This window comes from Caulobacter sp., from assembly GCF_039596335.1.
GTDB lineage: Bacteria > Pseudomonadota > Alphaproteobacteria > Caulobacterales > Caulobacteraceae > Caulobacter.
In genome coordinates, this window is record NZ_JBCNJZ010000007.1 from 356,276 (window position 1) to 380,425 (window position 24,150).

27 protein-coding genes are annotated in these 24,150 nt (G+C 66.7%); 19 read left to right on the forward strand and 8 right to left on the reverse strand.

Features of this window, described 5'->3' with window-relative positions; all coding sequences use genetic code 11:
• Positions 1-115 precede the first annotated feature (115 nt).
• From ABDW31_RS17035 to ABDW31_RS17050, 4 genes are all read right to left on the reverse strand, one after another.
• Entirely contained in the window at positions 116-298 is a 183-nt protein-coding gene (locus tag ABDW31_RS17035; protein WP_343699146.1) for a hypothetical protein, read from the reverse strand.
• A gap of 197 nt (positions 299-495) precedes the next feature.
• Positions 496-1,287 (reverse strand): SDR family NAD(P)-dependent oxidoreductase, encoded by a 792-nt coding sequence (locus tag ABDW31_RS17040; RefSeq protein ID WP_343699147.1) that lies wholly within the window; start codon positions 1,285-1,287, stop codon positions 496-498.
• Positions 1,287-2,477 carry a zinc-dependent alcohol dehydrogenase gene (locus tag ABDW31_RS17045; protein ID WP_343699148.1) on the reverse strand — a complete coding sequence of 397 codons (1,191 nt, stop codon included), beginning with the start codon at positions 2,475-2,477 and terminating at the stop codon, positions 1,287-1,289. The genes ABDW31_RS17040 and ABDW31_RS17045 overlap by 1 nt, the downstream gene beginning before the upstream one ends.
• A gap of 27 nt (positions 2,478-2,504) precedes the next feature.
• Positions 2,505-3,092, reverse strand: coding sequence for an SRPBCC family protein (locus tag ABDW31_RS17050; RefSeq protein ID WP_343699149.1), 588 nt, complete (start codon positions 3,090-3,092; stop codon positions 2,505-2,507).
• Between the two features lie 251 nt (positions 3,093-3,343).
• Here ABDW31_RS17050 and ABDW31_RS17055 point away from each other — a divergent pair, with 251 nt between their 5' ends.
• The 6 genes from ABDW31_RS17055 to ABDW31_RS17080 are packed head-to-tail and all read left to right on the forward strand — an operon-like array spanning position 3,344 to position 9,269.
• Complete coding sequence (locus ABDW31_RS17055; protein WP_343699150.1) at positions 3,344-4,330, forward strand: iron-containing redox enzyme family protein; 987 nt, start codon at positions 3,344-3,346, stop codon at positions 4,328-4,330.
• 5 nt (positions 4,331-4,335) lie between these two features.
• Positions 4,336-4,572 carry a hypothetical protein gene (locus tag ABDW31_RS17060; RefSeq protein ID WP_343699151.1) on the forward strand — a complete coding sequence of 79 codons (237 nt, stop codon included), beginning with the start codon at positions 4,336-4,338 and terminating at the stop codon, positions 4,570-4,572.
• Complete coding sequence (locus ABDW31_RS17065; protein WP_343699152.1) at positions 4,569-4,835, forward strand: hypothetical protein; 267 nt, start codon at positions 4,569-4,571, stop codon at positions 4,833-4,835. Before ABDW31_RS17060 ends, ABDW31_RS17065 begins: the two co-directional genes overlap by 4 nt.
• Before the next feature lie 3 nt (positions 4,836-4,838).
• Positions 4,839-7,577, forward strand: a complete 2,739-nt coding sequence (gene cphA, locus ABDW31_RS17070) for a cyanophycin synthetase (protein ID WP_343699153.1) — start codon at positions 4,839-4,841, stop codon at positions 7,575-7,577.
• Positions 7,570-8,457: an isoaspartyl peptidase/L-asparaginase family protein gene (locus ABDW31_RS17075; protein WP_343699154.1), complete on the forward strand. Its 888-nt coding sequence runs from the start codon at positions 7,570-7,572 to the stop codon at positions 8,455-8,457. Before cphA ends, ABDW31_RS17075 begins: the two co-directional genes overlap by 8 nt.
• Complete coding sequence (locus ABDW31_RS17080) at positions 8,454-9,269, forward strand: cyanophycinase (RefSeq protein ID WP_343699155.1); 816 nt, start codon at positions 8,454-8,456, stop codon at positions 9,267-9,269. Before ABDW31_RS17075 ends, ABDW31_RS17080 begins: the two co-directional genes overlap by 4 nt.
• On the opposite strand, the gene ABDW31_RS17085 is transcribed toward ABDW31_RS17080, so the two are convergent.
• Together ABDW31_RS17085 and ABDW31_RS17090 are read right to left on the reverse strand one after the other, a co-directional pair.
• On the reverse strand, positions 9,266-10,192 hold the full coding sequence (locus tag ABDW31_RS17085; protein WP_343699156.1) for a methyltransferase: 927 nt from the start codon (positions 10,190-10,192) through the stop codon (positions 9,266-9,268). The genes ABDW31_RS17080 and ABDW31_RS17085 overlap by 4 nt on opposite strands.
• A gap of 169 nt (positions 10,193-10,361) precedes the next feature.
• The gene (locus ABDW31_RS17090) at positions 10,362-11,096 is read right to left on the reverse strand and encodes a Crp/Fnr family transcriptional regulator (protein WP_343699157.1); all 735 of its coding nucleotides are present in this window, start codon (positions 11,094-11,096) and stop codon (positions 10,362-10,364) included.
• A gap of 324 nt (positions 11,097-11,420) precedes the next feature.
• Between ABDW31_RS17090 and ABDW31_RS17095 the strand changes: the two genes are divergently transcribed.
• Positions 11,421-12,179 (forward strand): Crp/Fnr family transcriptional regulator, encoded by a 759-nt coding sequence (locus ABDW31_RS17095; protein ID WP_343699158.1) that lies wholly within the window; start codon positions 11,421-11,423, stop codon positions 12,177-12,179.
• 102 nt (positions 12,180-12,281) lie between these two features.
• Here ABDW31_RS17095 and ABDW31_RS17100 read toward each other — a convergent pair whose 3' ends face one another.
• Complete coding sequence (locus tag ABDW31_RS17100) at positions 12,282-12,998, reverse strand: Crp/Fnr family transcriptional regulator (RefSeq protein WP_343699159.1); 717 nt, start codon at positions 12,996-12,998, stop codon at positions 12,282-12,284.
• Positions 12,999-13,054: 56 nt separating this feature from the next.
• Between ABDW31_RS17100 and ABDW31_RS17105 the strand changes: the two genes are divergently transcribed.
• Positions 13,055-13,318 carry a hypothetical protein gene (locus ABDW31_RS17105; RefSeq protein WP_343699160.1) on the forward strand — a complete coding sequence of 88 codons (264 nt, stop codon included), beginning with the start codon at positions 13,055-13,057 and terminating at the stop codon, positions 13,316-13,318.
• A gap of 154 nt (positions 13,319-13,472) precedes the next feature.
• Positions 13,473-14,456, forward strand: coding sequence for an ATP-dependent DNA ligase (locus tag ABDW31_RS17110; RefSeq protein WP_343699161.1), 984 nt, complete (start codon positions 13,473-13,475; stop codon positions 14,454-14,456).
• Here the strand turns inward: ABDW31_RS17110 and ABDW31_RS17115 are convergent.
• Positions 14,453-14,887, reverse strand: a complete 435-nt coding sequence (locus tag ABDW31_RS17115; RefSeq protein ID WP_343699162.1) for a hypothetical protein — start codon at positions 14,885-14,887, stop codon at positions 14,453-14,455. The genes ABDW31_RS17110 and ABDW31_RS17115 overlap by 4 nt on opposite strands.
• Positions 14,888-15,097: 210 nt before the next feature.
• Here ABDW31_RS17115 and ABDW31_RS17120 point away from each other — a divergent pair, with 210 nt between their 5' ends.
• From ABDW31_RS17120 to ABDW31_RS17165, 10 genes are all read left to right on the forward strand, one after another.
• Entirely contained in the window at positions 15,098-15,346 is a 249-nt protein-coding gene (locus ABDW31_RS17120; protein ID WP_343699163.1) for a hypothetical protein, read from the forward strand.
• On the forward strand, positions 15,343-15,936 hold the full coding sequence (locus ABDW31_RS17125) for a peptidase S14 (protein WP_343699164.1): 594 nt from the start codon (positions 15,343-15,345) through the stop codon (positions 15,934-15,936). The genes ABDW31_RS17120 and ABDW31_RS17125 overlap by 4 nt, the downstream gene beginning before the upstream one ends.
• A 108-nt stretch (positions 15,937-16,044) precedes the next feature.
• Positions 16,045-16,308, forward strand: coding sequence for a DksA/TraR family C4-type zinc finger protein (locus tag ABDW31_RS17130; protein ID WP_343699165.1), 264 nt, complete (start codon positions 16,045-16,047; stop codon positions 16,306-16,308).
• Positions 16,309-16,375: 67 nt separating this feature from the next.
• Positions 16,376-16,732: a hypothetical protein gene (locus tag ABDW31_RS17135; protein ID WP_343699166.1), complete on the forward strand. Its 357-nt coding sequence runs from the start codon at positions 16,376-16,378 to the stop codon at positions 16,730-16,732.
• 69 nt (positions 16,733-16,801) lie between these two features.
• A complete protein-coding gene (locus ABDW31_RS17140) occupies positions 16,802-17,569 on the forward strand; it encodes an SOS response-associated peptidase family protein (protein WP_343699167.1) in 768 nt (255 codons plus the stop codon).
• A gap of 68 nt (positions 17,570-17,637) precedes the next feature.
• Complete coding sequence (locus ABDW31_RS17145) at positions 17,638-17,991, forward strand: hypothetical protein (RefSeq protein WP_343699168.1); 354 nt, start codon at positions 17,638-17,640, stop codon at positions 17,989-17,991.
• 31 nt (positions 17,992-18,022) lie between these two features.
• Positions 18,023-18,397, forward strand: a complete 375-nt coding sequence (locus ABDW31_RS17150; protein ID WP_343699169.1) for a hypothetical protein — start codon at positions 18,023-18,025, stop codon at positions 18,395-18,397.
• 343 nt (positions 18,398-18,740) lie between these two features.
• Entirely contained in the window at positions 18,741-19,541 is an 801-nt protein-coding gene (locus ABDW31_RS17155) for a damage-inducible protein (RefSeq protein WP_343699170.1), read from the forward strand.
• 22 nt (positions 19,542-19,563) lie between these two features.
• On the forward strand, positions 19,564-20,985 hold the full coding sequence (locus ABDW31_RS17160; protein WP_343699233.1) for a DNA polymerase Y family protein: 1,422 nt from the start codon (positions 19,564-19,566) through the stop codon (positions 20,983-20,985).
• Positions 20,982-24,146, forward strand: coding sequence for an error-prone DNA polymerase (locus ABDW31_RS17165; protein ID WP_343699171.1), 3,165 nt, complete (start codon positions 20,982-20,984; stop codon positions 24,144-24,146). Before ABDW31_RS17160 ends, ABDW31_RS17165 begins: the two co-directional genes overlap by 4 nt.
• Positions 24,147-24,150: the final 4 nt, after the last annotated feature.

Consider the following 24,150-nt stretch of genomic DNA (forward strand, 5'->3'; position numbering starts at 1 on the left):
GCACACGCAGGCCCACCAAGCCGTTGCTGACATAGGCCGGGAGATCTGGTCCTCCGGCGCCGAGAACGGGCGCGGGGCTGATGGGTTCAGGCATAGGGGGCGCCCTGCCGCCGCGTTACGGCGCCTTACCCTTGAAGGTGTCGCCGACCTCGGCGGCGCTGGGCCCATCAGGCCCCGCAGAGTTTTGCTCGGCCTTGCCGGTTCGAACCGTTTGCTTCTCGGAGACCAAGCCAGGCCGGTCGCCGAGTGGCAGCGCCGCGTTGGCCTCGCGCCCTTCGGTATTGGGCTTGTCACTCATCACTTTCTCCTATCGTCGAGCCGTTCTTGGTTGCTGGTCCTTTTCGGATCAGTCCGCGCCGTTGCCCGGATCGTCGGCTGTAGGGTCTGAGGTCGCCCCGGTTTTCCGATTGGGATCCAGAGCCGGTGGTGGCGGCGCCTCGAGACCGGCGTCCGTGTCCACAGGCTTTGGGTCGGACGCGCTGTCTGGACCGTCCACTAGCGCTCTCCTGAGCCGGGCTCGGCCATCTTGCGATGCTGCTCGGCCAGGACGCTCTGAGGCGTTACAGCCGCCACGGCCGCTTGCAGCTTGTTTTTGAAGCCGGCGACGACATCGCCCTCGCCCTTCTGCATGGCCCGATAGCCAACCAGGGCCACGTCCGCCGGATCGGCCTTCTTGGGATCGGCGCCGACCTTGGTGTCCAGCATGTCGGCGCGTTCAAAAAACTCGGTCTCGGTCGGCCCTGGCATCAGGCAGCTGACCGAAACACCGGTATCTTTGAGCTCATTGCGCAGCGCCCAAGCGAAGCTGTCCAGGAAGGCTTTGGTGCCGTTGTAGACCGCCTGGAACGAACCCGGCATCAGGCCGGCGATCGAGCCGGTGATCAGGATCCTTCCGCGATCGCGCTCGCGCATATCGCGCGCCACCTGCTGGATCAGATAGACCGTGCCGGTGATGTTGGTATCAATGACGAACCGCGCCTCGGTCCAGTCCTGATCCAGGAAGCCGTGACCCAGGCCACGACCGGCGTTGGCCATGAGGGCATCGACCTGTCGGTCGCCGATTAGAGCCAGCAGACCGTCGACGCCTTCGGTCGTCGACAGGTCGACCTGCAGCGCCTCGACCCTGCCTCCATGCTGCTCAAGGCCAGCCTGGGCCTCCACGATGGCTGGTTCGTCGGCGGCGATCACCAGGTCATAGCCATCTTCGGCAGCCAGGCGCGCCAACTCGTAGCCGATGCCGGATGAGGCGCCTGTGACCACGGCCAGTGGGCGAAGATCTTCGATCATCACGCGGCCTCCTTCTGCCAGTCGGGCTTGAGAACGACCTTGGTCACCTCGTTCTGGTTTTCCTTGAACATCTTGTAGCCATCCGGCGCATTCTCGAGCGGCAACCGGTGGCTAATCAGGAAGGTGGTGTCGATGACGCCTTCACCGATCAGGTCGAGCAGCGGGCGCAGATACTTCTGCACGTGGGTCTGACCTGTGCGGATCTGCAGACCCTTCTCCATCAGAGCGCCGATCGGGATCTTGTCGCCCATTCCGCCGTAGACGCCCGGAACCGATACACGGCCGCCCGTACGGCAGGCCATCAGCACCTCGCGCAGCACGTGAGCGCGATCTGTGCCCAGGCGGGTAGCGACCTTGACGGCGTCGACGATGTTGTCGATCGAGAAGCCGTGGCTCTCCATGCCGACGGCGTCGATGCAGGCGTCAGGGCCGATCCCGCCAGTCATGGCCATCAGCGCTTCGCGCACCTTGACGTCGTGGTAGTTCAGCACCTGTGCGCCCAGCGACTTGGCCAACTCGAGCCTGTGCGGGTGGTGGTCGATGGCGATCACCTTGTGCGCGCCCTGGATCAGGGCGCTTTGGATCGCAAACAGGCCGACAGGACCGCAGCCCCAGACCGCCACCGTGTCACCCGGTTCGATCTGGCAGTTCTCGGCCGCCATCCATCCGGTGGGGAGGATGTCGGACAGGAACAGAACCTTCTCGTCCTCCAGGCCGTCGGGGATGACGATGGGACCGACGTCACTGTAGGGCACGCGGACATATTCGGCCTGACCGCCGGCATAGCCGCCCGTCATGTGCGAATAGCCGAACAGGCCGGTCATCGCCGTGCCGTAGGCGATCTCGCCCAGGTCTTGGGTTTCGGCGGGATTGGAGTTCTCGCAGCCCGAGAACTGCTGCTTTTCGCAGTGGAAGCATTTTCCGCAAGCGATGACGAATGGGACAACGACGCGCTGCCCTTTCTGCAGGGTCGAGCCCGGCCCCGTCTCGACGACTTCGCCCATGAACTCGTGGCCCAGGATGTCGCCCTTCTCCATCGACGGGATCATGCTGTCGTACAGATGGAGGTCCGAGCCGCAGATGGCCGTGGAGGTAATCTTGATGATCGCGTCGCGAGGATTGACGATCTTGGGGTCTGGAACGGTGTCCATGCGCACGTCGTGTTTGCCGTGCCAAGTCAGAGCGCGCATCGGCGTCTCCCATGAAGTGAGTTCGGATCAGCCTTGCGGCGCGGCGTCAGGGGTTTTTGCGGTGGAGATTTCCCCTGTCTCCATCAGCTGCTTGAACCGGCGCAGCTCGCGGCGCGCCTGGATCTTCGGCTCCTTCTGGAAGAGCTTAGCGATCAGCTTGCCAAGGTCGCCGCCAGGCGGTTCGTAGACGATGGTGGCGGTCACTTCCGTGCCGCGACCGGGCGGACCATCGCGAAACTCGATGCGCCCTGCATTCTTGATATCGGCGCCTTCAGCTGACTCCCAGGCTAGGAGCTCGTTCTCGACCTCCTCGGTCAGGACGCTGTCCCACTGGACAGTCTTGCCGGCCGGAGCCTTGACCACCCAGCGCGAGCGCTTGCCATCGCCTGGCGTGACGCTTTCAACGTTTTCCATGAAAAGCGCCAAGTTCCGGAAGTCGCGCCAGAAGGCGTAGAGTTCGGCGCGGGGCCGGTTGATGGTCACCGTGCGGCCTACGAGAGCTGCTTCATGCCAGCCTCTCTCCTCGGCGACCTGGTGGGCGACCGCGCGCTGGTGGACGGCGGCGGTGAGCGGCGCGTCGCTTTCCAGCGCCCGCTCGACGGTCTCTTCGGACATCGTTGATCTCCTCGGTTTGGTCGATCAACCGCCCGCCGCCACCGTTGTTCCGAAGGTCAAGGTCCAAGCGCGCCGCCCCCATCAAATGACGGGGTCAGACGCGCATAAAATGCCCTGTGTCCAGCGCGCTTAAGGGTTTTTGGACCTCTACGAAGAGCCGGCTCTCCGACATTGGAACGCGCGCTTGAACGCCTCCGTTTGTGCTGCTCGCCGCCCAAGACGCGGCCAACGCAACCTGGGAGGTGGCGAGCATGCGCATTCTGCACTCGCGCCGAGCCGCCTCCCGCCAGTTTGGAGTAGCAACCATGTTTGGTGGCGATCGCCTGTCGCGCCTTGGCGCATTCTGCCCGCAGTTCCCCGACGCCGACGCGCTGCACAAGGGTTTGGCCCACTGGAACCATCGTCGCCTATCGCCAGAGGCGCCGAGCGCAGATTGGCGCGAGGCGATCGACGAAGAGCGCCACATGAAGCGCGTGGAAGGCGAGTTCATCGAGGCCTTCCGCGACCATGTCGCTCCGTTCGTGGCGACGGTTCCCCAAGAGGCTGAAGCCTTCGTCGCCTGGTTCGAAGCGCTCAAGGATCACGGGCCCGGCCAATGGGACCCGCTCTTCGACTGGCTCGAGGGCGCAGCCAGCCTGGAGGACATCAAATGGTTCCTGACCCAGGAGGCGGCCGGCGAGGCCGGCTTTGAGGATCTGGTGGCCATGACGCAGGTCAAGGTCCCCGACCGAGCCAAGCTGGAACTCGCCCGTAACTACTGGGACGAGATGGGACGCGGGAGCGTCAAGGGCATGCACGGGCCGATGTTGTCGCGGACAACCGCCACCCTCGGTCTGAACCCGACGATAGACACCACTCTTTGGCAGTCGCTTTGCCTGGCCAACACCATGACCGCCTTCGCGACCACACGCCGGTACGCCTGGCACTCGATCGGCGCCCTGGGCGTGGTGGAGTTGACCGCGCCCACGCGAGTCTCCTGCGTCGACGCCGGCCTCAAGCGTAACGGTGTCTCGCCCGAGGCCCGCAAATACTTCGCCCTACACGCGCATTTGGATATCGAGCACTCCAAGGCCTGGAACGCCGAAGCGCTGATCCCGCTGGTGGCGGAGGATGCGTCGCGGGCCCGTTATATCGCCGAGGGCGCGGTGATGCGCCTGATCTGTGGCGAGCAGTGCTTCGACACCTATCGCGCCCATCTCTGGGCCCACACGCATCCGCTTGTCTATGCGGCCGAGTGATCGCCATGGCCTGCATCTTCGATGTTTCGCCCTATGACGGCGGATGGTGCGTGAAGATCTCCGATACTGGTGAGGTCCTCTTCTTCACCGCGCGGCGGCGCGCGATCGCCGAAGCCCGGGCGATGGCGCGCGTTTGGCCCGAGGAGACGCAGGTCAAGGTCCGCGGCCGGCGCACCCAACCTGCAGAGACTTGGCCCAAGGATCTCGCGGCATTTCCCTATCCGCTTGGAGTTCCGGCATGAACGCGCAACTGCAGTCCCTGAGCGCTGCACGGGGCGCGCAGGGCCTTGAGACTGGAGACATCGACATGATCCGGTTCTCGATCGCCCCCACTGCTGCTGGAGCGTGGCTGTGGCGTACCTTCCTGCAAAACGGCCACACGCGCGCCCAAGGCTTGGCGGCGACCCGCAAGCAGGCCGCGGCCCTGGTCATCCGCGACATTCTCCTGACGCGGCGCCCGTCCGTCGCCGACCTCGACGGTCAAGTATCCGCGAAGGCGGCCTGACGTATGCGTGTCCTCGAAGCGGCGACCTACCGTGGTCCCCACCTTTATTCCTCGCGCCCAATGGTGCGAATCCAGCTGGATCTAGGCCAGTTGGAATTTTGGCCAACACACCGCCTGCCCGGCTTCACCGACCGTCTGCTGCTGGCCCTTCCGGGCCTGCAAAACCACGGCTGTTCCTACAAGGCGCCAGGCGGTCTCGTTCTGCGGATGCGCGAAGGCACCTGGCTAGGACACGTGATTGAGCATGTCGCTCTGGAACTGCAGAAGCTGGCCGGCGTGCAGGTGGGCCGCGGTAAGACCCGGTCGGTCAAGGGCCGACCGGGCGTCTACAACATCCTCTATGTGTATGAGGGCGAAGGCCTTGGTCGCGCGGCCGGCCGTGCTGCGATCGAGCTGGTCAACAACCTGCTGCCCCACGAGCTGCAGGGCGTCGAGGGTCTCGAGAAGATCGCGCCGCCCGTCGGCGATTTGACGCCGCCGTTGTTTGACCTCAAGCACAATCTCGAGCGGCTCAGGGCGATCGCTAGGGGCGAGGCCCTGGGTCCAACCACGCGATCGCTGGTCTGTGAGGCCCGTCGCCGCGGCATTCCTGTCCAGCGCCTCGACGACCAAAGCCTGGTTCAGCTGGGGTGGGGCGCACGGCGCAAGCTGATCCGCGCCAGCATTACCGGCCAGACCAGTCACATCGCCGTGGAGACCGCCGGCAACAAGGCGCTGACCAAGACCTTGCTGGCCGCCGCCGGGGTTCCGGTTCCGCGTGGCGGCGTCGTGCGCACGCTTGAAGAGGCCCAGGCTCAAGCTGCGAAGATCAAGGGATCGGTCGTTCTCAAGCCTCTCGACGGCAACCACGGCCGCGGCGTCAGCCTAGGGCTTTCGACGCCCGAGCAGGTCGCCTGGGGCTACGACCAGGCCATCAAGCATGGACGCCGCGTGATCGTCGAAGAGCAATATCTTGGCCGCGACTACCGGATCCTGGTGGTGGGCGGCAACCTCGTCGCCGTGGCCGAGCGCGTCCCTGCTCGCGTGATCGGCGACGGGCAACACTCGGTCGGACAATTGATCGAGATCGTCAACCAGGACCCTCGTCGCGGCGCCGGCCACGAGCAGGTGATGACCCGCATCGTGGTCGATGACCAAGTGCGCGAAATGCTGGCCCGCGCGGGCCTTTCGTTGAACGCCGTCCCCCCGCCGGGCGCCATTGTGGCCCTGAAGGCCACGGCCAACCTGTCGACTGGCGGGACGGCCATCGATCGCACGGACGTTATCCATCCTGACAACGCCGCCATCGCCTGCCGCGCTGCCCTCACCGTGGGCCTGGATGTCGCCGGCATCGACTTCATGGCTCCCGACATTACCCAATCGGTGCGCGAAACCGGTGGCGGCATCGTCGAAATCAACGCTGCGCCTGGTTTCCGCATGCATCTGGAACCGTCCGAAGGGCAGCCTCGCGACGTCGCCAAGGCCGTCATCGCCAACCTTTTTCCGCCAGGCGTGCGCAGCCGCATTCCTATCGTCGCAGTCACCGGCACGAACGGCAAATCGACCGTGGTGCGCATGGTCGCGCGGATCGCCCGCGAGATGGGCAAGACCGTGGGCCTAACCAACACCACCGGCGTTTACGTCAATGATGAGCGGGTTCTGCAGGCCGACGCCAGCGGCCCCAAGAGCGCCCGCATGGTGCTGCGCGACCCCACTGTTGACGTGGCGGTCCTTGAGACCGCGCGCGGGGGCATGTTACGTGAGGGACTGGCTTTCGACCGCTGCGATGTCGGGATCGTGCTCAACGTCTCTGCCGACCATCTGGGGCTCAAGGGGATCGACACGCTGGAAGACCTTGCGGCGGTCAAATCGATCGTGGCCGAAGCGGTGTCGCGACGCGGCGTCAGCATTCTGAACGCCGACGATCCGCTCACGCTGCGCATGGCCCGCCACGCTGGGGGTCGTGTGGGGTATTTCACCCTGAAGGGTGGGTTCGAGATCAGCCCGTTCCTGCAAAAGCATGTTGCCCAGGGCGGGTTGCTGGCCGTGCTGGATCCTTCGGTGAGAGGCGGCGAGCTCGTGCTTCACGACAAGGGTCAGCGCTGGTCGCTGATGCACGCAGACCAACTGCCCGCCACCCTGAACGGCATGGCGCGATTCAACATCGCCAACACCTTGGCTGCGATCCTGGCGGGTCATGCGCTTGGAGCCAGCCCCGAGGTCATCGCCAGCGCCCTGTCGGCGTTCACGTCGTCGCATGCCGAAAATCCAGGCCGGTTCAATGTCCATGACGCCCATGGTTTTCGGGTCATCGTCGACTACGCCCATAACCCCGGCGCCATGCGAGCCATGGGCGACCTGGTCGCCCAGCTGCGGCCCAAAGTCGGGCGGGTGATCGGCGTGGTCAGCATTCCAGGAGATCGCCGCGACGAGGACATCCTGGAGATGGGCGCGATCGCCGCGGAAATGTTTGATGAGCTGATCTTCCGCGAGCGCCCAGACGGCCGTGGACGTCCAGCCGGCACGGTGGTCTCCTTGCTCACCGACGGCGCGTTGGCGGCCGGCTTTCCCGACCAACGCATCCACCGCATCCTCAGCGAGACGCGATCGGTCGATGCCGCCCTGCGCATGGCCGAACCCGGAGATCTTGTTCTTGTCTTTCCAACGGCGGTGGATGCGGTGTGGAAACAGGTGACCGACTTCCAACCGGCCGGCGCGGCGAGCCAGGGGCTCTATTCGGATCAGGGCCTTGCCTATGTCTGAGACCGTCGCTTCACGCGGCTGGGCCATCATCGTGCATGGCGGCGCCAAGGACATCCCGCCCGGCCAGGAAGACGTCCATCGGGACGGCTGCCTGAGGGCGTTGGCCGCCGGCCGTGCGATCCTCGAAACCGGGGGCCATGCTGTCGACGCCGTAGAAGCTGCGGTCCGGGCGTTGGAGGACGATCCGACTTTCAATGCCGGGTACGGCGCGGTGCGCAATGGGGACGGCGTCGTCGAGCTCGACGCGGCCATCATGGACGGGGCGAGCCTGGCGGTCGGCGGCGTGGCCGGGGTCAGGACCTTGCGCCACCCCATCTCTGTTGCCGCAGCCATGCTGGACGAAACCCCGGTGCTGCTCGTGGCCGACGGGGCCGAGGCTTTCGCCCGCGCCCATGGCGGCGAATTTTGCGAGCCGGCGGACCTGATCATCGAGCGCGCCGGCGATCCGGGTTGCGACACCGTTGGCTGTGTGGCCCTCGATCGCCACGGCGACATTGCCGCAGGCACTTCGACGGGGGGCCTGAGCGGCTGCCATCCAGGCCGCGTGGGAGACAGTCCCCTCCCCGGCTGCGGCCTCTATGCCGACAACGCCGTCGGTGGCGTGTCGCTTTCGGGCGATGGCGAAAGCCTGATCCGCACGACCTTGGCCGCTCGCCTGATGCAGAGCCTGGAAGCCCTGCCGCCGGACGCTGCCATCAAGGCGGCCCTAGGTCGCCTGGAGAAGGTTGGCGGCGAGGCTGGCCTGATCGTGATCGATGCCGAAGGACGGGTCGGCTGGGGCCATTCCAGCGCTCAGTTCGCCGTCGCCCACGCGCGTCAGGACACGCCCGCCAAAGCCTTCACCCACAGAAGCCAGGACGCTGAAAAGGACCTCGCATGACCATCCGCTCGACCGAAGGCCCCTTGATCATCATTGGCGGCCATGAGGACAAGGAAGGCGACAAGGTTATTCTCAAGGCGGTGGCCGAGCGCCTGAACGGCGGACGCCTGGTGCTGGCCACCATCGCCTCCCACGCGCCGGAGGGCTATTTCGAAACGTATCAGAAGGCCTTTGGATCGCTGGGCGTCACCGACCTCGTCGAGCTCTACATCGAAGATCGCGCCGAGACCCACGCGGCCGAAAAGCTGGCGCTTCTAGACGGGGCAGCCGGCGTGTTCTTTTCCGGAGGCGACCAACTGCGGATCAGCAGCCAGATCGGCGACACCCCCATCGAGGCCCGCATCCGAGACATCTGGCGCGGTGGCGGGGTGCTAGCCGGCACATCGGCCGGAGCCTCGGTGATGAGCGACACCATGATGGTGCGCGGAGCCAGCGCCGAGACCCACCGCATCGGGGACCTGCAGATGGCGCCGGGTCTGGGACTGGTGCGTGACGCCATCATCGACCAACATTTCGCCGAACGCGGCCGCATCGGCCGGTTGCTCGGCGCGGTCGCCCAAAGCCCCCGCGTGCTGGGCGTCGGCATCGACGAGGACACCGCCATCGTGCTGGAGGGCGATGACTTCAAGGTGATCGGCAGCGGGGCGGTCTACGTCGTCGACGCCGAAGGCGTCAGCGCGTCGAACATCGCAGAGGCGAGGGCCGAACGGGCCTTATCGATCTTCGACGTCCGGCTGCATGTGCTGGCCAGTGGCGATGGCCTGAACCTGACGACGCGACGGCCGCATGGCCAGCCGCGCGCACTGGACTAGACCGGCCTTTCGATCACCGCGCCAACCGCCGCGATGCGCTCGACGTCGGCGTAGGCTTCGCGTCGCAGTTCGCCCGAGAAGATGTCGGGGTCGAGTTCCTCATAGCGCATGCGCAGAGACGCGGCTGACACCCGGTCCTCCAGCGCCTGGCGCAGGGCGTCGACGCCGCCGTCGAGAATGGCGCTACCGGTGTAGAGCACGAACCGGCCGCCTGGGCTCAACCGCTCCATCGCCTGTTGGGTCCAATCGAGCGCCAGACGGGCGCCGTGCATGTCGCCGCCGTCCTTGTAGGCGCGCCCAGACACCCCTGCCACATAGGGCGGATTGGCTACGATCAGGTCGTAGGGGCCGTTTAACGCGGTCATGCCGTCGCTTTTGCGGATTTGGGCGGCCACGTCGGCGTGGGTCGCGTTCACATGCGCCAGTTCCAGCGCCGCCAGATTGACGTCGCCCAGCTCCAGCCGCGCGGTGGGGTGGAGACGTGAGGCTACCAGCCCGCCAACCCCGGCGCCGCATCCGATCTCGGCGATCGCGGCGACAGCCTGATCCGACGTCGCCTGGGCGATGAGGCGGGCAAAACGGTAGGAATCGGGCCCTAGGAAGACCGCGTCGCTCGCATTGGCCGGAAACGCCGAGTGCAAAAAGAGCAGGCCGGCTAACCGGGAAACCCTCACCTGGCAGCGGTAGAGATCACCCTCTTGCACCAAGACCTGCGCTTCCTCGGCCAGGGCCAGCAGCGCGGGGTCCAGGTCACAGGGGGCGAAGGGTTGGCTCCAGCCGAAGATGGCCCGCAATCGCGAGTGTTGCGACAGGCGCCGCTCAAGGCCTCGGCGACTGACTGACGGGGTCGGCGTGATGAAGTCGTAGCCTGCCGCGTCGAGCGCCGTAAGCAACCCGAGCAGCGCCGCAGTCTTGGCCGACATGCCTCGATCCCCAAAGCTCGGGTCCCCGACCGCGGCCTGCGCCACGGGCCTGCTATGATCATTCCACACGTCGACCCCACCTATCCGGCCTTCGACGGGGTTCTCCCCGAATGGCTGCTGGCGGCAACGCGCTCGGAAATGGCGTCGTTCCGCCAGGATCATTTGAGCGTCAGACCGGATCGCTCTGCAGACGCAGGTAGACCGGGTTGAACTGGCCAAGACGCACGAGCGCGTCCCAATCGTTGATCGTCACCTGGCCGGATTTCCATTCGACGAGACCCTGGCGGCGAAGGTCCATCAGGACGCGATTGACGTGGACTTGGGTTAGACCCAGGACATCGCCTAGATCCACCTGGGTCATGGGGAGGCTAAACGTCAGGTCCCGAGCGATGCCCGCCGCTTCCAGACGCAAATAAAGTTCACAGATCAGATGCGCCAAACGGCTGGCGGCGTTCTGTTGGCCAAGCGCCACAAGCCACTGGCGATGGATGGCTCCATCGACCACCGTTTCTAGCCACAGCAGACGGGTCAAGTGGGGGTGCTGCTCGGTAAGGCGTCGAAGATCCTCATGGGCGGCCGGGGCGACGACGCAGTCGGCCAGCGCCACCACCCCGTGGTCCATCTGGCGCATCAGTAGGCTGTGCAGGTCGACGAAGTCGCCGGCGACATTGATCTCGGTCAGTTGCCGCCCTCCGGTGGGCGTCAAGGTGAAGCGGGCGCAAAAGCCGCTCACCACGAACGTGCTGAAATGCGGGCGGTCGCCCGGCTCAACCAAGGCCTTGCCGGCAGGCACTCTTCGCGTAGGTCCTAACAGCTTGGCCAACGCTTCGCGCTCGACCGGCGTGATGACGTCGCGGCGGGCCATCTTTTCGATCAGCGGGGTGATCACGGGGGCTGGTGACATGGCGTACGGGGAAACCTCCCCTCTCCTCTTCGAAGACCGGCGCGGCCATCAAAAGATCGGCCCGATAACCTAGATCAACGCGCACCGCGGGTGATGAGCCTAGACTCTCGACCATCCGGAGGTCTCATTGCTCGAACCGCTCATCTTCATCGGCGTCGCCGGCGACCAACGGACGACCTTCGTCGATCTCGACGTCGAGACCGTAGACCCGGCCCAGCGCGCCCGGAAGCTTCTTGTCGAGCATCTCAGCTGCGAGGCGGTCGAGGTTTGGCGTCAAGAAAACTGTATCGCTGTGGTGGGTCGCGCTGAGCTGGGTCCGGCGGCTTGAACCGTCTTTTGATCGCCAGCCTGGATCGGTTTGGTCCTTTGCGGGAGGGCGTGCGCGAGCGCCTTTCCGAGTGCGTCCTGACGTCGGAGACGTTCGAAGCCGGCCAGGTCATTCTGCCCGCCGGCGAGCGCTCTCGACTGCGCCTGCTGGCCCGAGGCTTGGCCGTTAAACAGACCATGCTGAGCGATGGCGCGCGGCAGATTTTTGGTGTGGCCACCCCCGGAGACCTGATCGACCTGGCCGGCCTTTTTGCCGTGACCGATTACGAAGTGCGAGCGCTCGGGCCTTGTGAGGTCCGCAGGCTCGATGGGCGGGAGCTTCAAGGCCTTCTGCAAGACCAAGGCAGTTTCCTGGCGGCGGTTTGCCGGGCAGTCCTCACCGAAGCTCGCGCCCACCGAAACGGAATGATCAGCCTGGGACGGCGGTCTGCGGCGGCGCGCACCGCCAACCTGTTTTGCGAGATCTACTGGCGCCAGAAGACCCTGGGCTTGGCCAAGGACGATCGATGCGCTTTCCCCGCGGTGCAAGGAGACATCGCCGATGCCCTCGGCCTGTCGGTGGTCCATATCCATAGAGTGCTACGCGCGCTGCGCGACGATGGCTTGGCTGTCGTAAAGAATGGCGGCCTGCAAATCCTCGACTGGGACCGGCTGGCCGCGCTCGGCGATTTCGACCCGCAGGCTTTTCGGCCGCAAACCGATCCCGAGGTTGAGCCGCCCGTGAAGCCGGCGCCGTCGCGCGGTCGGCGCTCCTGATTGGGCGGACGCGATCAATTGATCGTCCGCCGAGCCTATCGGGAACGCGCGGCGCGGCGGAGGCTTGGGTTAGGACGACTGCTGTCGTGAAGCGGCCGATCCTCAGACCGCTTCACGATACGGCCGCAGGTAGGTCGGATCGAACTGGCCCGCCGCCATCAGCCGTTCTCGATCGAGGATCTGGATATGATGACCTTGCCACGCCACCGAACCGGTCGCTCGCAACGCTTTGAGCGTGCGGCTCAGGTGCACGGAGGTCATGCCCAGAATCTGGCTGAGCTGGGTCTGGGTCAGGGGAAGTTCAAAGGCGTTATCCTCGACCAGGCCGGCCACGTCCAAGCGGGCGACGATCTCGCAAAGAAAGCGGGCCAGGCGCCCCACGGCGTCTTGGCCCATGCCCAAGAGCCACTCGCGATGGACCGCGCCCTCGAGCGCCGTTTCCAGCCACAGCATGCGCGTCAGGTGCGGATGATCCTCGCTGATGCGCCGCAGCTTTTCGTGTGGCGCCGAGGCGGTGACGCAGGGTGTGAGGGCCACTACGCCATAATCGAGTTGAGGGATCAGCAAGCCGAACAGATCGATGAAGTCGCCGGCTACGTTGATCGCGGAGAAGACGCGTCGCCCGCCGCGCAAGATGCCGTAGCGCCCGCAAAATCCCGAGACCAGCAGGGTCACGTGGTCGGGCCTGGCGCCGGGCTCGACCAGGTCGACGCCGGCCGGATGGTGGCGTTCGGGCCCCAGGACATCGGCGAGAATGTCCTGCTCGGCGGAGGTAAGGTCGTCTCGAAGGTTAAGCTTGGAGATCAATCGATCACCCATCTATGCCTCCATCTCCCATCAGCTCCTGTTCATCAAAGGCTGCCTAGCGTGCAGCGATGAGCACCTATCACTTCGACATCGACAGTGACGGCGCGGCGACCACCGAAATCGTCGAGGCAGCGGATCAGAACGCGGCGATCCGACAAGCGTTGCTGCTGGTCTCGGAAATTCTTCGCGATCACGGCCTTTCCAGTCACACCGCCATTTCCTTGCGGATCTGCGTCCGCGGAGAGGCCGGCCAGATGGTGTGGAGTGGCTGCGCCAGCGGCTGCCAACCTGGCTCCGAGGTGGAACAGGCCGCGACGCGGGGCGCTTCGTAGACGGCTGGAAAGATACCGCCATGACCAAGCCTGATAAGGACCCCGCTCCGCCGCCGAAGGCCGCGCCCGCGGCGCCCGGCAAGATCCCAGCCTCGCCCAATGATGGTCGACTTGGTCCGGCGGGCGATCCGGCTGAAGGCAGGCGCCAAGCCTGATGAGCAGGGTTGTCCTTCTGGAAGCCAAGGCCATGGAAGCACGCTCGGCGGCCGTCCTTCCCGCTGACGACGGTTGGTGGTTCGAGCCAAAATGGGATGGTTTCCGGTGCTTGGCTTTCCGCCAAGGCCCCAACGTCGTCTTGCAGGCCAAGTCAGGCAAGCAACTGACCCGCTACTTTCCCGAAGTGGTCGCTCGGCTTGCGGCGCTGCCGCAGGACAGTTTCGCCATCGACGGCGAGCTGCTGATCCCTGTGGATGGCGCCTTCTCGTTCGAGGCCCTGCAACTGCGGCTGCATCCGGCCCAGAGCCGCATCGATAGTCTGGCCCAAGAGACCCCGGCGGTCCTGGCGCTCTTTGACATGTTACAGGCGCCGGATGGCGAGGACCTGCGTGGCCGCCCGCTGCGTGATCGCCATGCGGCGCTGGCCGCCTTCCTGGCCCGTCAAGCAACCACCGACATCACCCTAACGCCGGGAACCTCCGATCTCGCCGTCGCTCAAGCCTGGCTCGACGAGGGCAAGCTGGAGGGGGTCGTAGCCAAGCGGCTGGATGGCCCCTACGCCCAGGGCGAGCGGGCGATGATCAAGGTCAAGCGCCAGCGTACGGCCGACTGCGTGGTCGGCGGCTTTCGTTATGGCAAGGACAGCCAGCTTGTCGCCTCATTGCTGCTGGGCCTCTATAACGAGGCTGGTCGCCTCGACCATGTCGGCCATACCTCTGGCTTGGCCGGCGTCGACCGGACCGCGTTGACCCAGCGCCTAGAGGCCCTGGCAGGCGGCACGGGCTTCACCGGCGATGCGCCGGGCGGACCTAGTCGCTGGTCGGATGCGCGATCCAGCCAATGGACGCCGCTGGAGCCCCAGGTCGTGGTCGAGGTTTCCTTCGACCACGTCTCGGGCGGGCGTTTTCGCCATGGCACGCGGCTGATCCGCTTTCGGCCCGACAAGGCGCCCGAGCAGTGCCGCATGGACCAAATCGCCTAACCTTGTAGACCGTTCGCCGAGCGCGCGGGCCGCATCCACACCTCCACGGTATGGACCGCGCCGGGTCCGTGTTCGTTGAGGGCGATGGCCGCGCGCCAGGCGGCGATTTGCGGATGACGGGCAAAGAAAGACAGGTCGTGCGCCGCGTGGACCTCGAAAGTCGCATCGGCGGGGCGATCGGGAACCTCGCCGCGTTCGGCCACGCCCGTGGCGCCTTCTTGGCCAGGCTTGAGCCAGACCAGCACCTCCCAATCCTCGACCTGCGCTTGGCCGGCCTTCATCGTCACCTTGTAGCGCTCGACATCGGGATGCTGATCCCAAAACGCCTCGTCATGAGGCTTGCCGAGGACCAACAGATCCGCTCCTTCCGGCGCGGCCGGCGCGGGGATGGGCGCGGCATGTGCGGGATCAGCCGACGGGGTCTCGAGCATCAAAGCCTCCTTGCGATGGGCGTTCGGGCCTAGCGGGTGTCGTCGGCCTAAACGCGCGAAAGCATGCGTTGGACGCGGAACCGCGTTCGCCGCCGCGAAGGCGATCATTTGATCTTTGCGCGCGAGGATTCGGAGCCGGCCTGGCGCCATCGGAACCGCAAGCTGCCCTAATTCGTTGCTGCTCGCCCAGATCTGGCCGGAGCGCTTTTCGTGTTCACCTACCTTGTCTACCCCGCCGCTGACGGCTGGCGGGTCCAGCTGCAGGATGCGGCGCAGTGGGCCTTGCTGCCTGATTTCCAAGCCGCCGAACGTCGCGCGCGCTGGCTGGCCGCACGCGCCAACGTCCGCGGACATGAAAGCGAGATCGTCTTGCTGGACGCGGCGGGCGCTCGCGTTGGCCGTTGGTGGGCCGAGACCTATACACCGGCCGCGGCCCCGGCTCGGGATTTGGCCGCATGAGCGACGGGTTCGTCACCATGGCTGACGATGGCCTCACCCTGCCGCCGGCGGCGTTCGCCGGCCCCCGCATCCTGCTAGCCGGACCGGTCGATTACGACATGTACAAGGCTTTCCGCGAGCAACTGGCCAGCGCCGACCAGAACCTAGTGATCGTGGAGTTGTCGACCTTGGGCGGCGACCCCGAGGTCGCCCGAATGATGGGCGAGGACGTCCGCTTTCACAGCGAGGTTTCTCCCGACCGGCGCTTCGCATTCCTGGGCAAGGCGGCGATCTATTCGGCCGGCGCGACTTTCATGAGCTTCTTTGCCCCCGCCAACCGCTACCTGACGCGCGGGACCCGCCTGATGATCCACGAGCGCAAGCTCAACAAGACGCTTGAGCTTAACGGACCGCTGACCTCGTGCGTCGCCTCGGTCAAGGCGGTGCTGCATGAGATCGAACATTCGATTGCTATCCAGAACGAGGGCTTCGCCAACCTGATCGCTGGGTCCTCGGTCGACATGGGCACCGTACTCGAGCGCGCCCCGGAGAATTGGTACATCGAGGCCGAGGAGGCCCGATCGCTAGGGCTGATCCGGGCGGTGATCTAGGCGCCGCCGCGACAATTCGCCAGCCTCCTCAAGCCGTCCGCGGTCTGGTGGGCAGGGTTAGGACTTCCCATCTAAGGCCCTGACAACACACGGGAGATCAAAATTTCCATGGCCGGTGGTTGGACCCATGACGGGGGCGTTCTGGACCAAATCGAAGACACGGTGATCGATGGCGTCCTGCATGCCCGCGCGCGCCTGCCCAGTGGCGAAAGCGCGCTGACCTGCGACGAATGCGACGAAGACATTCCGCTCGCCCGCCGTCAGGCGTTGCCCGGCGTGCGCACCTGCGTCGCCTGTCAGGCGGGTCGCGACAAGCGCCATGTGATCGGGGGCATCAATCGGCGCGGCAGCAAGGACAGCCAGCTGCGCTGAACAGTGACATGGCCTGCGACACCCTGGCGACTCGCCACCCATTCGTTAATGTTCTATATTCGTTCACATGACCCCCGCTCATCCCGCGACCGTGCTGTCGCTGAGCGCCGTGGAACTCGACGGCGTCAGCGGCGATCCTGGCTACCTCGAAGCCTTGCCCTTCGTGCGCCATGTCCAGTCCGCCCCTAATGGCGGGCTTGTCGTCTGGCTGGAGCCGGCGAACGCCTGCGCGCCGTCACTCGCCGACGAGGCTCCCGCCCGTCCCGCCGACGTCGAGCTGCATGGACCCGGCGCGCCCTGCGAGGCGTTGATCGCCCATCCGCGCGCCCAGCATGTCGAGATGTTCTTCGACGGCCTTGGCGATCCGGTGTTCGCGCCGCGGGGCTGGTGGCATGCGCGGGTCTGGCTGCGGCCGGCCGCCTGAGCGGCGGTCGGCTTTCCCCGCCCCTGGCGGCGCCCTAGGCTGGCGACCTCTCTCGGAGACGTTTGCGCGATGTGCAACCTCTATGAGCTTTATTACGACATCTTCGGCTGGGCCAAGGCCCACGAGGAGCTGCTGAAGACCCATCTGAGCCTTCCCGGCGGGGTGGCGTTCGAGGCCTCGAACGTCGATCTCACCTACCCTCAGTTCATCGGCCCCAACCGCCTGGCGCCCACTGTCCGGCTCGGCCCGGCCGGCGAACACCAGGCGCACTTCGCCCGCTGGGGAATGCCCTCGTCGCGCAAGCGCATGACCGAGCTGGCCGACAAGCGCGTCGCCCGTCTGCAAAGCCAGGGCAAGCCTTACGACTACGACAGCTTGCTGCGGATGGAGCCGGATCCGGGGATCACCAACATCCGCGACTTGGAAAACCCACACTGGCGACGCTGGCAGGCGGTGGAGAACCGCTGCGTCGTCCCCATCACGGCCTTCAGCGAACCCGACCAAGACCTGACACGCTCGCTCAAGCCGGTGTGGTTCGCGCAGGTCGGCGCGCCGTTCGCCTATTTCGCCGGAGTCTGGACGCCGCACGCCTGCGTCAAGACCATCAAGGCCGGCTGGGAGGAGATGGAGGTGTTCGGCTTCTTGACCACCAGCCCCAACGCCATTGTCGCGCCATATCACAAGAAGGCCATGCCCGTGTTCCTGCGCAGCGCCGAGGAGGTCGAGGTCTGGTTGCGCGCTCCTTGGACTGAGGCCATCGCTCTACAGCGGCCCTTGCCGGAGACAGATCTGCGGGTTATCGACCCGCCGCCCAAGCGCGAGGTCGCGGCCGCTTAGCCCATCGGATTTCCCCCGCTCAGGGCGGGAGGCGTTGGTCGGCGACGTCATCGGTTCAGGGGGACGCCATGCTTGAGCACGATTTTCGCCTTTGCGCGCAGACCATCGGCGTCGAACAGCGCCTGGCCGCCCTGATCCTCGACTGCGAGAAGGCCCTAGCCGACTTTCCCGAAGAGGGTGACCGGCGCTGGTACTGGCGGCTGGAAGACCAGCATCGCCGGTTGCTGGCGCCTGATCTGCGCACGATCGTGGCGGTCACCACGCGATTGGCCGAAGAAACCCCGGCCCTGGCCCTGCCGGTCGCCGCGGCCCTACAGCCGCTGGTCGCCCAGCGGCCCGACCTGGCGCCTTTTCACGCGCGCCTGTCACGAATGAGCCGGCTGGCGACCAAGGACGGCGCGCTCGCCGGCTCGACGGCTTAAACCTATGCCGCCTCATACGCGTTGAATCGCGATGAGGTCGCTGCTGTCGCAAAACCAAGCGCCAATCGACTATTGGCGCGCCATTGCCCGGCGCGGCGTGATGGCCTTGCGGTTCACGGTCTGGCGGTTCGCCGGCGAGACGTGGCTGGGCGCGGAGGCCCAAGGCGCGCCCGAGGGATTGGTGCGTCGCGCCGCTCACGCGGCCCTGGAGATCGACAAGGCCATCGCCCTTGAGTCCGGCCCCGATGAGGCCGTGCGCCAGGCCTTCGCCCAGGCCCTGGCGCAAGGGCCCGCGCCACGACAAGCCGCCGCCTATCAGGCGCTGCTGGTCGAACGCCTTTGCCAGGAGATCGAACCTGATCCAGCCCAGCGCTTGGCGGCTTTGGCGGCGCCGCACGAGGAGTAACCCACGGGCCAGGGGGACGAGGCACGTTCCCAGCGTAAAAGTCCAAGTCAGAGTCCTAAAGCCCGTCCTGGCCCAGGTCTCCAGACCGGGGTCTCTCGCCTCCTCCCCCATGGCGCCCATTGCGCCTTTCCGCCACAGCGATGGCGCGGACGAACCTCGCTGGCGGGCCCGACAAGGCGACGCTTACGTCAGCTTCGGTCGCCAGTGAAAAATTCCGATTCCGCCCCAGGCCTTGCCGGGCCTGGATTTCAGATGGGGCGCGCGCCTGCGCCGCAGCCGAGAGCTGATTGACTCCACGGCCAAGCCGAGAACAAAGCTAGAACAACTTCGTTTGATCCCGGCTATGACCCTGACACCCGCCCCGCTCCTCACGCCGTCTTCACGCCGCGCCGCGCTCGCCGCGGTGCGCCGTCAGGTCCGCGCCCTGGAAGCCCAGGACCGCGTCACCCGCGCGGTCCTGCCGTTTGGCGTGGCCTCGCTGGACGCGCGCCTGCCGGGCGGGGGCCTGGCGCTGGGGGCGCTGCACGAGGTGGCCGGCGGCGCCAACGAGGCCTTGTATGGGGCAGCCGCGGCCAGGTTCGCGGCAGGGGTGGTCGCCCGGGCCGGCGGCCAGGTCCTTTGGTGCCGCCGCCAGGCCGATCTCTTCGCTCCTTCCTTGGCGCAAGTGGGCCTGGCGCCTGAGCGGGTGATCTTCGCCGACGCCGGCGATGAAGCCGGCGTGCTGGCGGCGATGGAGGAAGGCCTGCGCTGGCGCGGCTTGGCTGGGGTGGTCGGCGAGGTCGGCAAACTCTCCATGACCGCTTCGCGGCGCCTGCAGCTGGCGGCCGAAAAGACCGGGTCGCTGTGCATCGCGGTCCGAAGATGGAAACGGGTGGCGGACGCGGCGGATCTGGGCCAGCCGACCGCGGCCGAAACACGCTGGCGGGTCTCGCCCCTGCCCTCTTCGCCCCTTCCGCCACGGGTGCCCGGCCTTGGCCGCTCCCGCTGGTTCCTCGAACTCCTCCGCTGCCGCGCCGGCGACGCCTTCGACATCGAGCTAGAAGCCTGTGACACAAAGGGTCATCTCCGTCTTCCTGCCCCGCTGGCCCACCGACCGGCTGGCCCGTGGCCAGCGCCGGGCGAGCCCGGCCGCGTCGTCGCCTGAGGGGGTCGAGGGCCCGATCGTCATGGTCGGGCGGATCGGCCGTCGGCGCGCTGTGGCCCATATGAATCGCCTCGCCGCCCAGGCGGGCCTGCGGGTGGGCCAGGCCGTGGCCCACGCCACCGCGCTGGTCCCCGGCCTTGTCCTGCACGAGCTCGACGCGGCCGGCGACCTTGCGGCCCTTCAGCGCCTGGCGCTGTGGGCCCAGCGGCTCTATTCGCCCACCGTGGCCGCCGATCCGCCCGATGGCCTGGTCATCGACGCAACCGGCTGCGCCCATCTCTTTGGCGGCGAAGAGAAGATGCTGATCGACATCCGCGATCGGCTCACCAAGGCGGGCCTGAGCGTCAAGGTGGCGATCGCCGACAGTTGGGGCGGCGCGCACGCCCTGGCCCGCTACAGCCCGCGGCCGATCTTCGTCGTGCCGCCCGGCGCGCTGGGACGCGAGCTTCATCCCCTGCCGGTGGCGGCGCTGCGACTGCCCGCCGATCTCGTCCAGGCCTTGGCCAAGCCCGGCTTTGACACCATCGGCGAACTGGAGGCCACGGCCAAGGGACCGCTGGCCCATCGCTTCGGGTTCGAGCCCATCCGGCGCCTGGACCAGGCCCTGGGACGCGAGCGCGAGCCGATCGAACCGGTGCTGGCGCCCGAAACCCTTCGGGCCAGTCGCGTCTTCGCCGAGCCGATCGGCGCGCCCGAAACCCTGGCTCGTTACCTGTGCGCGCTCACCGTGGAACTCTGCGCGGCGCTGGAGGCCGCGGGTCTGGGGGCCAAGGGCCTGGACGCCTTCTTCTTCCGGGTCGACAACCGCATCGAGACCGCGCGGCTGGGCCTGGCGGCGCCCTCGCGCGACGCGGCCCGGCTCGCCAAACTGCTTTGCGACAAGCTTGAGACCATCGACCCAGGCTTTGGCGTCGATCGGATGGTGCTGGCCGCCCCCGGCGCTGAGCCCCTGGCCTATCGCCAGGACGATGCTCTGGGCGGCCCGGCGTCCGCCGATCTGTCGGGGCTGATCGACACCCTGGCCAATCGGCTGGGCCCCGAGCACGTCTACCGCCTGGCCAGCGCCGACAGCGACATTCCCGAGCGCAGCGTTCGCAAGGCCCCGCCTCTGGAGAGCCCGGCGGCCTTTTCCTGGCCGATCGACTGGCCGCGGCCCACGCGCTTTTTTCCTCGCCCCGAACCGATCGAGACGGTCGCTTTGCTCCCGGACCAGCCGCCGGCCGCTTTCACCTGGCGCGGCGTGCGTCGGCGTGTGCGGCGGGCCGACGGCCCCGAGCGGGTGTTTGGAGAATGGTGGAAGGCCGATGCCGAACTGGCCCGCACCCGCGACTATTTCCAGGTCGAGGACGAGGGCGGCGAGCGTTACTGGATCTATCGCGATGGCGACGGCGAGGACGCCGCCACGGGCTCACAGCGCTGGTTCATGGCCGGAGTATTTGGATGAGCAAAGCCTCGCAAGTCCATGACGACGATGGTGATTATGTCGAGCTGCAATGCGCCTCGCACTTCTCGTTGCTGCGCGGCGCTTCCTCGCCTGGCGAACTTTTCGACGAGGCCGCGCGGCTGGGCTATCGCGCCCTGGCGATCTGCGACCGCAACAGCCTGGCGGGCATGGTGCGCGCCCACATCGCGGCCAAGGAGACGGGCGTGCGGCTGATCGTCGGCTGCGAGTTGGTCTTGCGCGATGGCATGACGGTCCTGGTCTATCCCACCGATCGCGCCGCCTATGGACGGCTTTGCCGGCTGCTGTCGCTGGGCAAGTTGCGGGCCGGTAAGGGCGCGTGCGACCTTGACCTGACCGACCTGGCCGCCCACGCTGAAGGGCTGATCGCCATCCTGGTTCCCGATCAGGCCGACGACATCTGCGCCCAGCAACTCAAGCGCCTGGCGGCGATCTTCGGCTCCGACACACACCTGGCCCTGACCTTGCGCCGGCGGCCGGGCGACGCGCTGCGCCTGCATGAGCTGGAGGGCCTGGCGCGGCAGGCGGGGGTGACGCCGGTGGTTACAAACCGGGTGCTGTTCCACCATCGCGATCGCCGTCTCCTGCAGGACGTCGTCACCTGCATCCGCGAGAACACCACCATCGACGATGTCGGCTTCAAGCGCGATCGTCACGCCGACCGCTACCTCAAGGCCCCGGCCGAGATCGCGCGGCTCTTCCCTCGCCATGGTGCGGCCATCGCCGCCTCGCTGGCGATCGCCCGCCGCTGCCGCTTTTCGCTCGCCGAACTGAGCTACCAGTATCCGCGCGAAGTTGGCGCGGCAGGCGAGACCGCCCAGGAGACCCTGGCGCGTCTGACCTGGGCGGGCGCGGCGCGGCGCTTTCCCGACGGGGTGACGCCAGAGGTTCGCAAACTTCTGGACCATGAGCTACGGCTGATCGGTGAGCTTGGCTATGCGCCCTATTTCCTGACCGTCAACGCCATTGTCGCCTATGCGCGCGAGCAGGACATCCTCTGCCAGGGCCGCGGCTCGGCGGCCAATTCGGCCGTCTGCTACGTCCTGGGCATCACCTCGATCGATCCCGAGCGCAACGACCTCTTGTTCGAGCGCTTCGTCAGCCAGGAGCGCGACGAGCCGCCCGACATCGACGTGGATTTCGAGCATGCGCGCCGCGAAACCGTCATGCAGTGGATCTTCGAGACCTATGGCCGCCAGCGCAGCGCCATCGTCGCGGTCGTCCAGCGCTTTCGCCCGCGAGGCGCCGTGCGCGACGTGGGCAAGGTGCTGGGCCTGCCCGAGGACATGACCAAGGGCCTTTCCAGCCAGATCTGGAGCTTCTCGCGCGAGCAGATCGAGGAAAAGCATGCTCGCGGCATCGGGCTGGACCTTTCCGACCGGCGCCTGCGCCTGACCCTGGAGCTGGCGCAGCAGCTGCTCAACACCCCACGCCACTTCAGCCAGCACCCTGGCGGCTTCGTCCTGACCGAGCACCGCCTCGATGAGCTCGTGCCCATCGAGCCGGCGCGGATGAAGGACCGCCAGATCATCGAATGGGACAAGGACGATATCGACGAACTGAAATTCATGAAGGTCGATGTCCTGGGGCTGGGCATGATGACCTGCCTCAAGCGCGGTTTTGATTTGCTCAAGGATCACAAGGGCGTGGCGCTGGATCTTGCCAGCGTGCCGCCTGAGGATCCGCGCACCTACGCGATGATCCGCCGGGCCGACACGCTGGGCGTCTTCCAGATCGAGAGCCGGGCCCAGATGAGCATGCTGCCCAGGCTCAAGCCGCGCTCGTTCTACGACCTGGTCATCGAGGTGGCGATCGTACGGCCAGGACCGATCCAGGGCGACATGGTCCATCCTTATCTGCGCCGACGCGAGGGCAAGGAGGCGGTCACCTACCCCACGCCGGAGCTCGAAAAGGTGCTGGGCAAGACGCTTGGGGTGCCGCTCTTCCAAGAGCAGGCCATGCGCGTGGCCATCGAGTGCGCCGGCTTCACCCCGGGCGAGGCCGACCAGCTGCGCCGGGCCATGGCCACCTTCAAGTTCACTGGCGGGGTGAGCCATTTCAAGGACAAGCTGGTCGGCGGCATGGTGGCGCGCGGCTATCCGGCCGACTTCGCCCAGGCCACCTTCAGCCAGCTGGAGGGCTTTGGCAGCTACGGCTTTCCAGAGAGCCATGCCGCCAGCTTCGCGCTGTTGGCCTATGCCTCCTCCTGGCTCAAGTGCCACCACCCCGACGTCTTCTGCGCGGCCCTGCTCAACAGCCAGCCGATGGGCTTCTATCAGCCCGCGCAAATCCTGCGGGACGCCCAGCGCCACGGCGTGGAAATCCGGCCCGTCTGCGTCAACGCCTCGCGTTGGGACACGACCCTGGAGGAAAAGCCCGACGGATCATTCGCCGTGCGGCTTGGACTTCGTCGCGTGCGGGGCTTGGCCGAGGCCGACGCCGTGCGTCTCGTGGCGCTGCGGGGCGATGTCCCTTACGCCTCCCTGCGGGACCTCTGGCGGCGGGCCCAAACCCCGACCGGGGCGCTTTCGCGCCTGGCCGAGGCCGACGCGTACCTGCCCAGCCTTGGCTTGCAGCGCCGCGAGGCCGGCTGGGCGATCAAGGGCCTGCGCGAAGCGGCCCTGCCCCTCTTCGAGCAGGCCGGCGCCAGCGAACTCAACGAGCCGGCGGCCGGCCTGAAAGCCATGACCGAAGGACGCGAGATCGTCGAGGACTATAGCCACCTAGGCCATAGCCTGCGCCGCCATCCGCTGGCGTTGCTGCGCCCGGCGCTCAAGGACCTTGGCCTTGTCAGCTGCCAGGCCGCCACTGCCGCGCGTGACGGCCAATTCGTGCGGACCGCGGGGCTTGTGCTGGTGCGTCAAATGCCCGGCACGGCCAAGGGGGTGATGTTCATGACCCTGGAGGACGAGAGCGGCGAGACCAATGTCATCGTCTGGCGCACGCTCTATGAGGCCCAGACCCGCATCGCGCTGGGCGCGCACCTGCTCGGCGTCGATGGCCGCATCCAGCGCGAGGGCGAGGTTGTCCACCTGGTGGCCTACAAGCTCCATGACCTGACGGGCGTGCTGGCGACGTTGAAGGATCAGGGCGCGGACGGCGGCGACCTGGCCTGGGCTCGCCGTAGCCGCAACTTCTGCTAGGCTG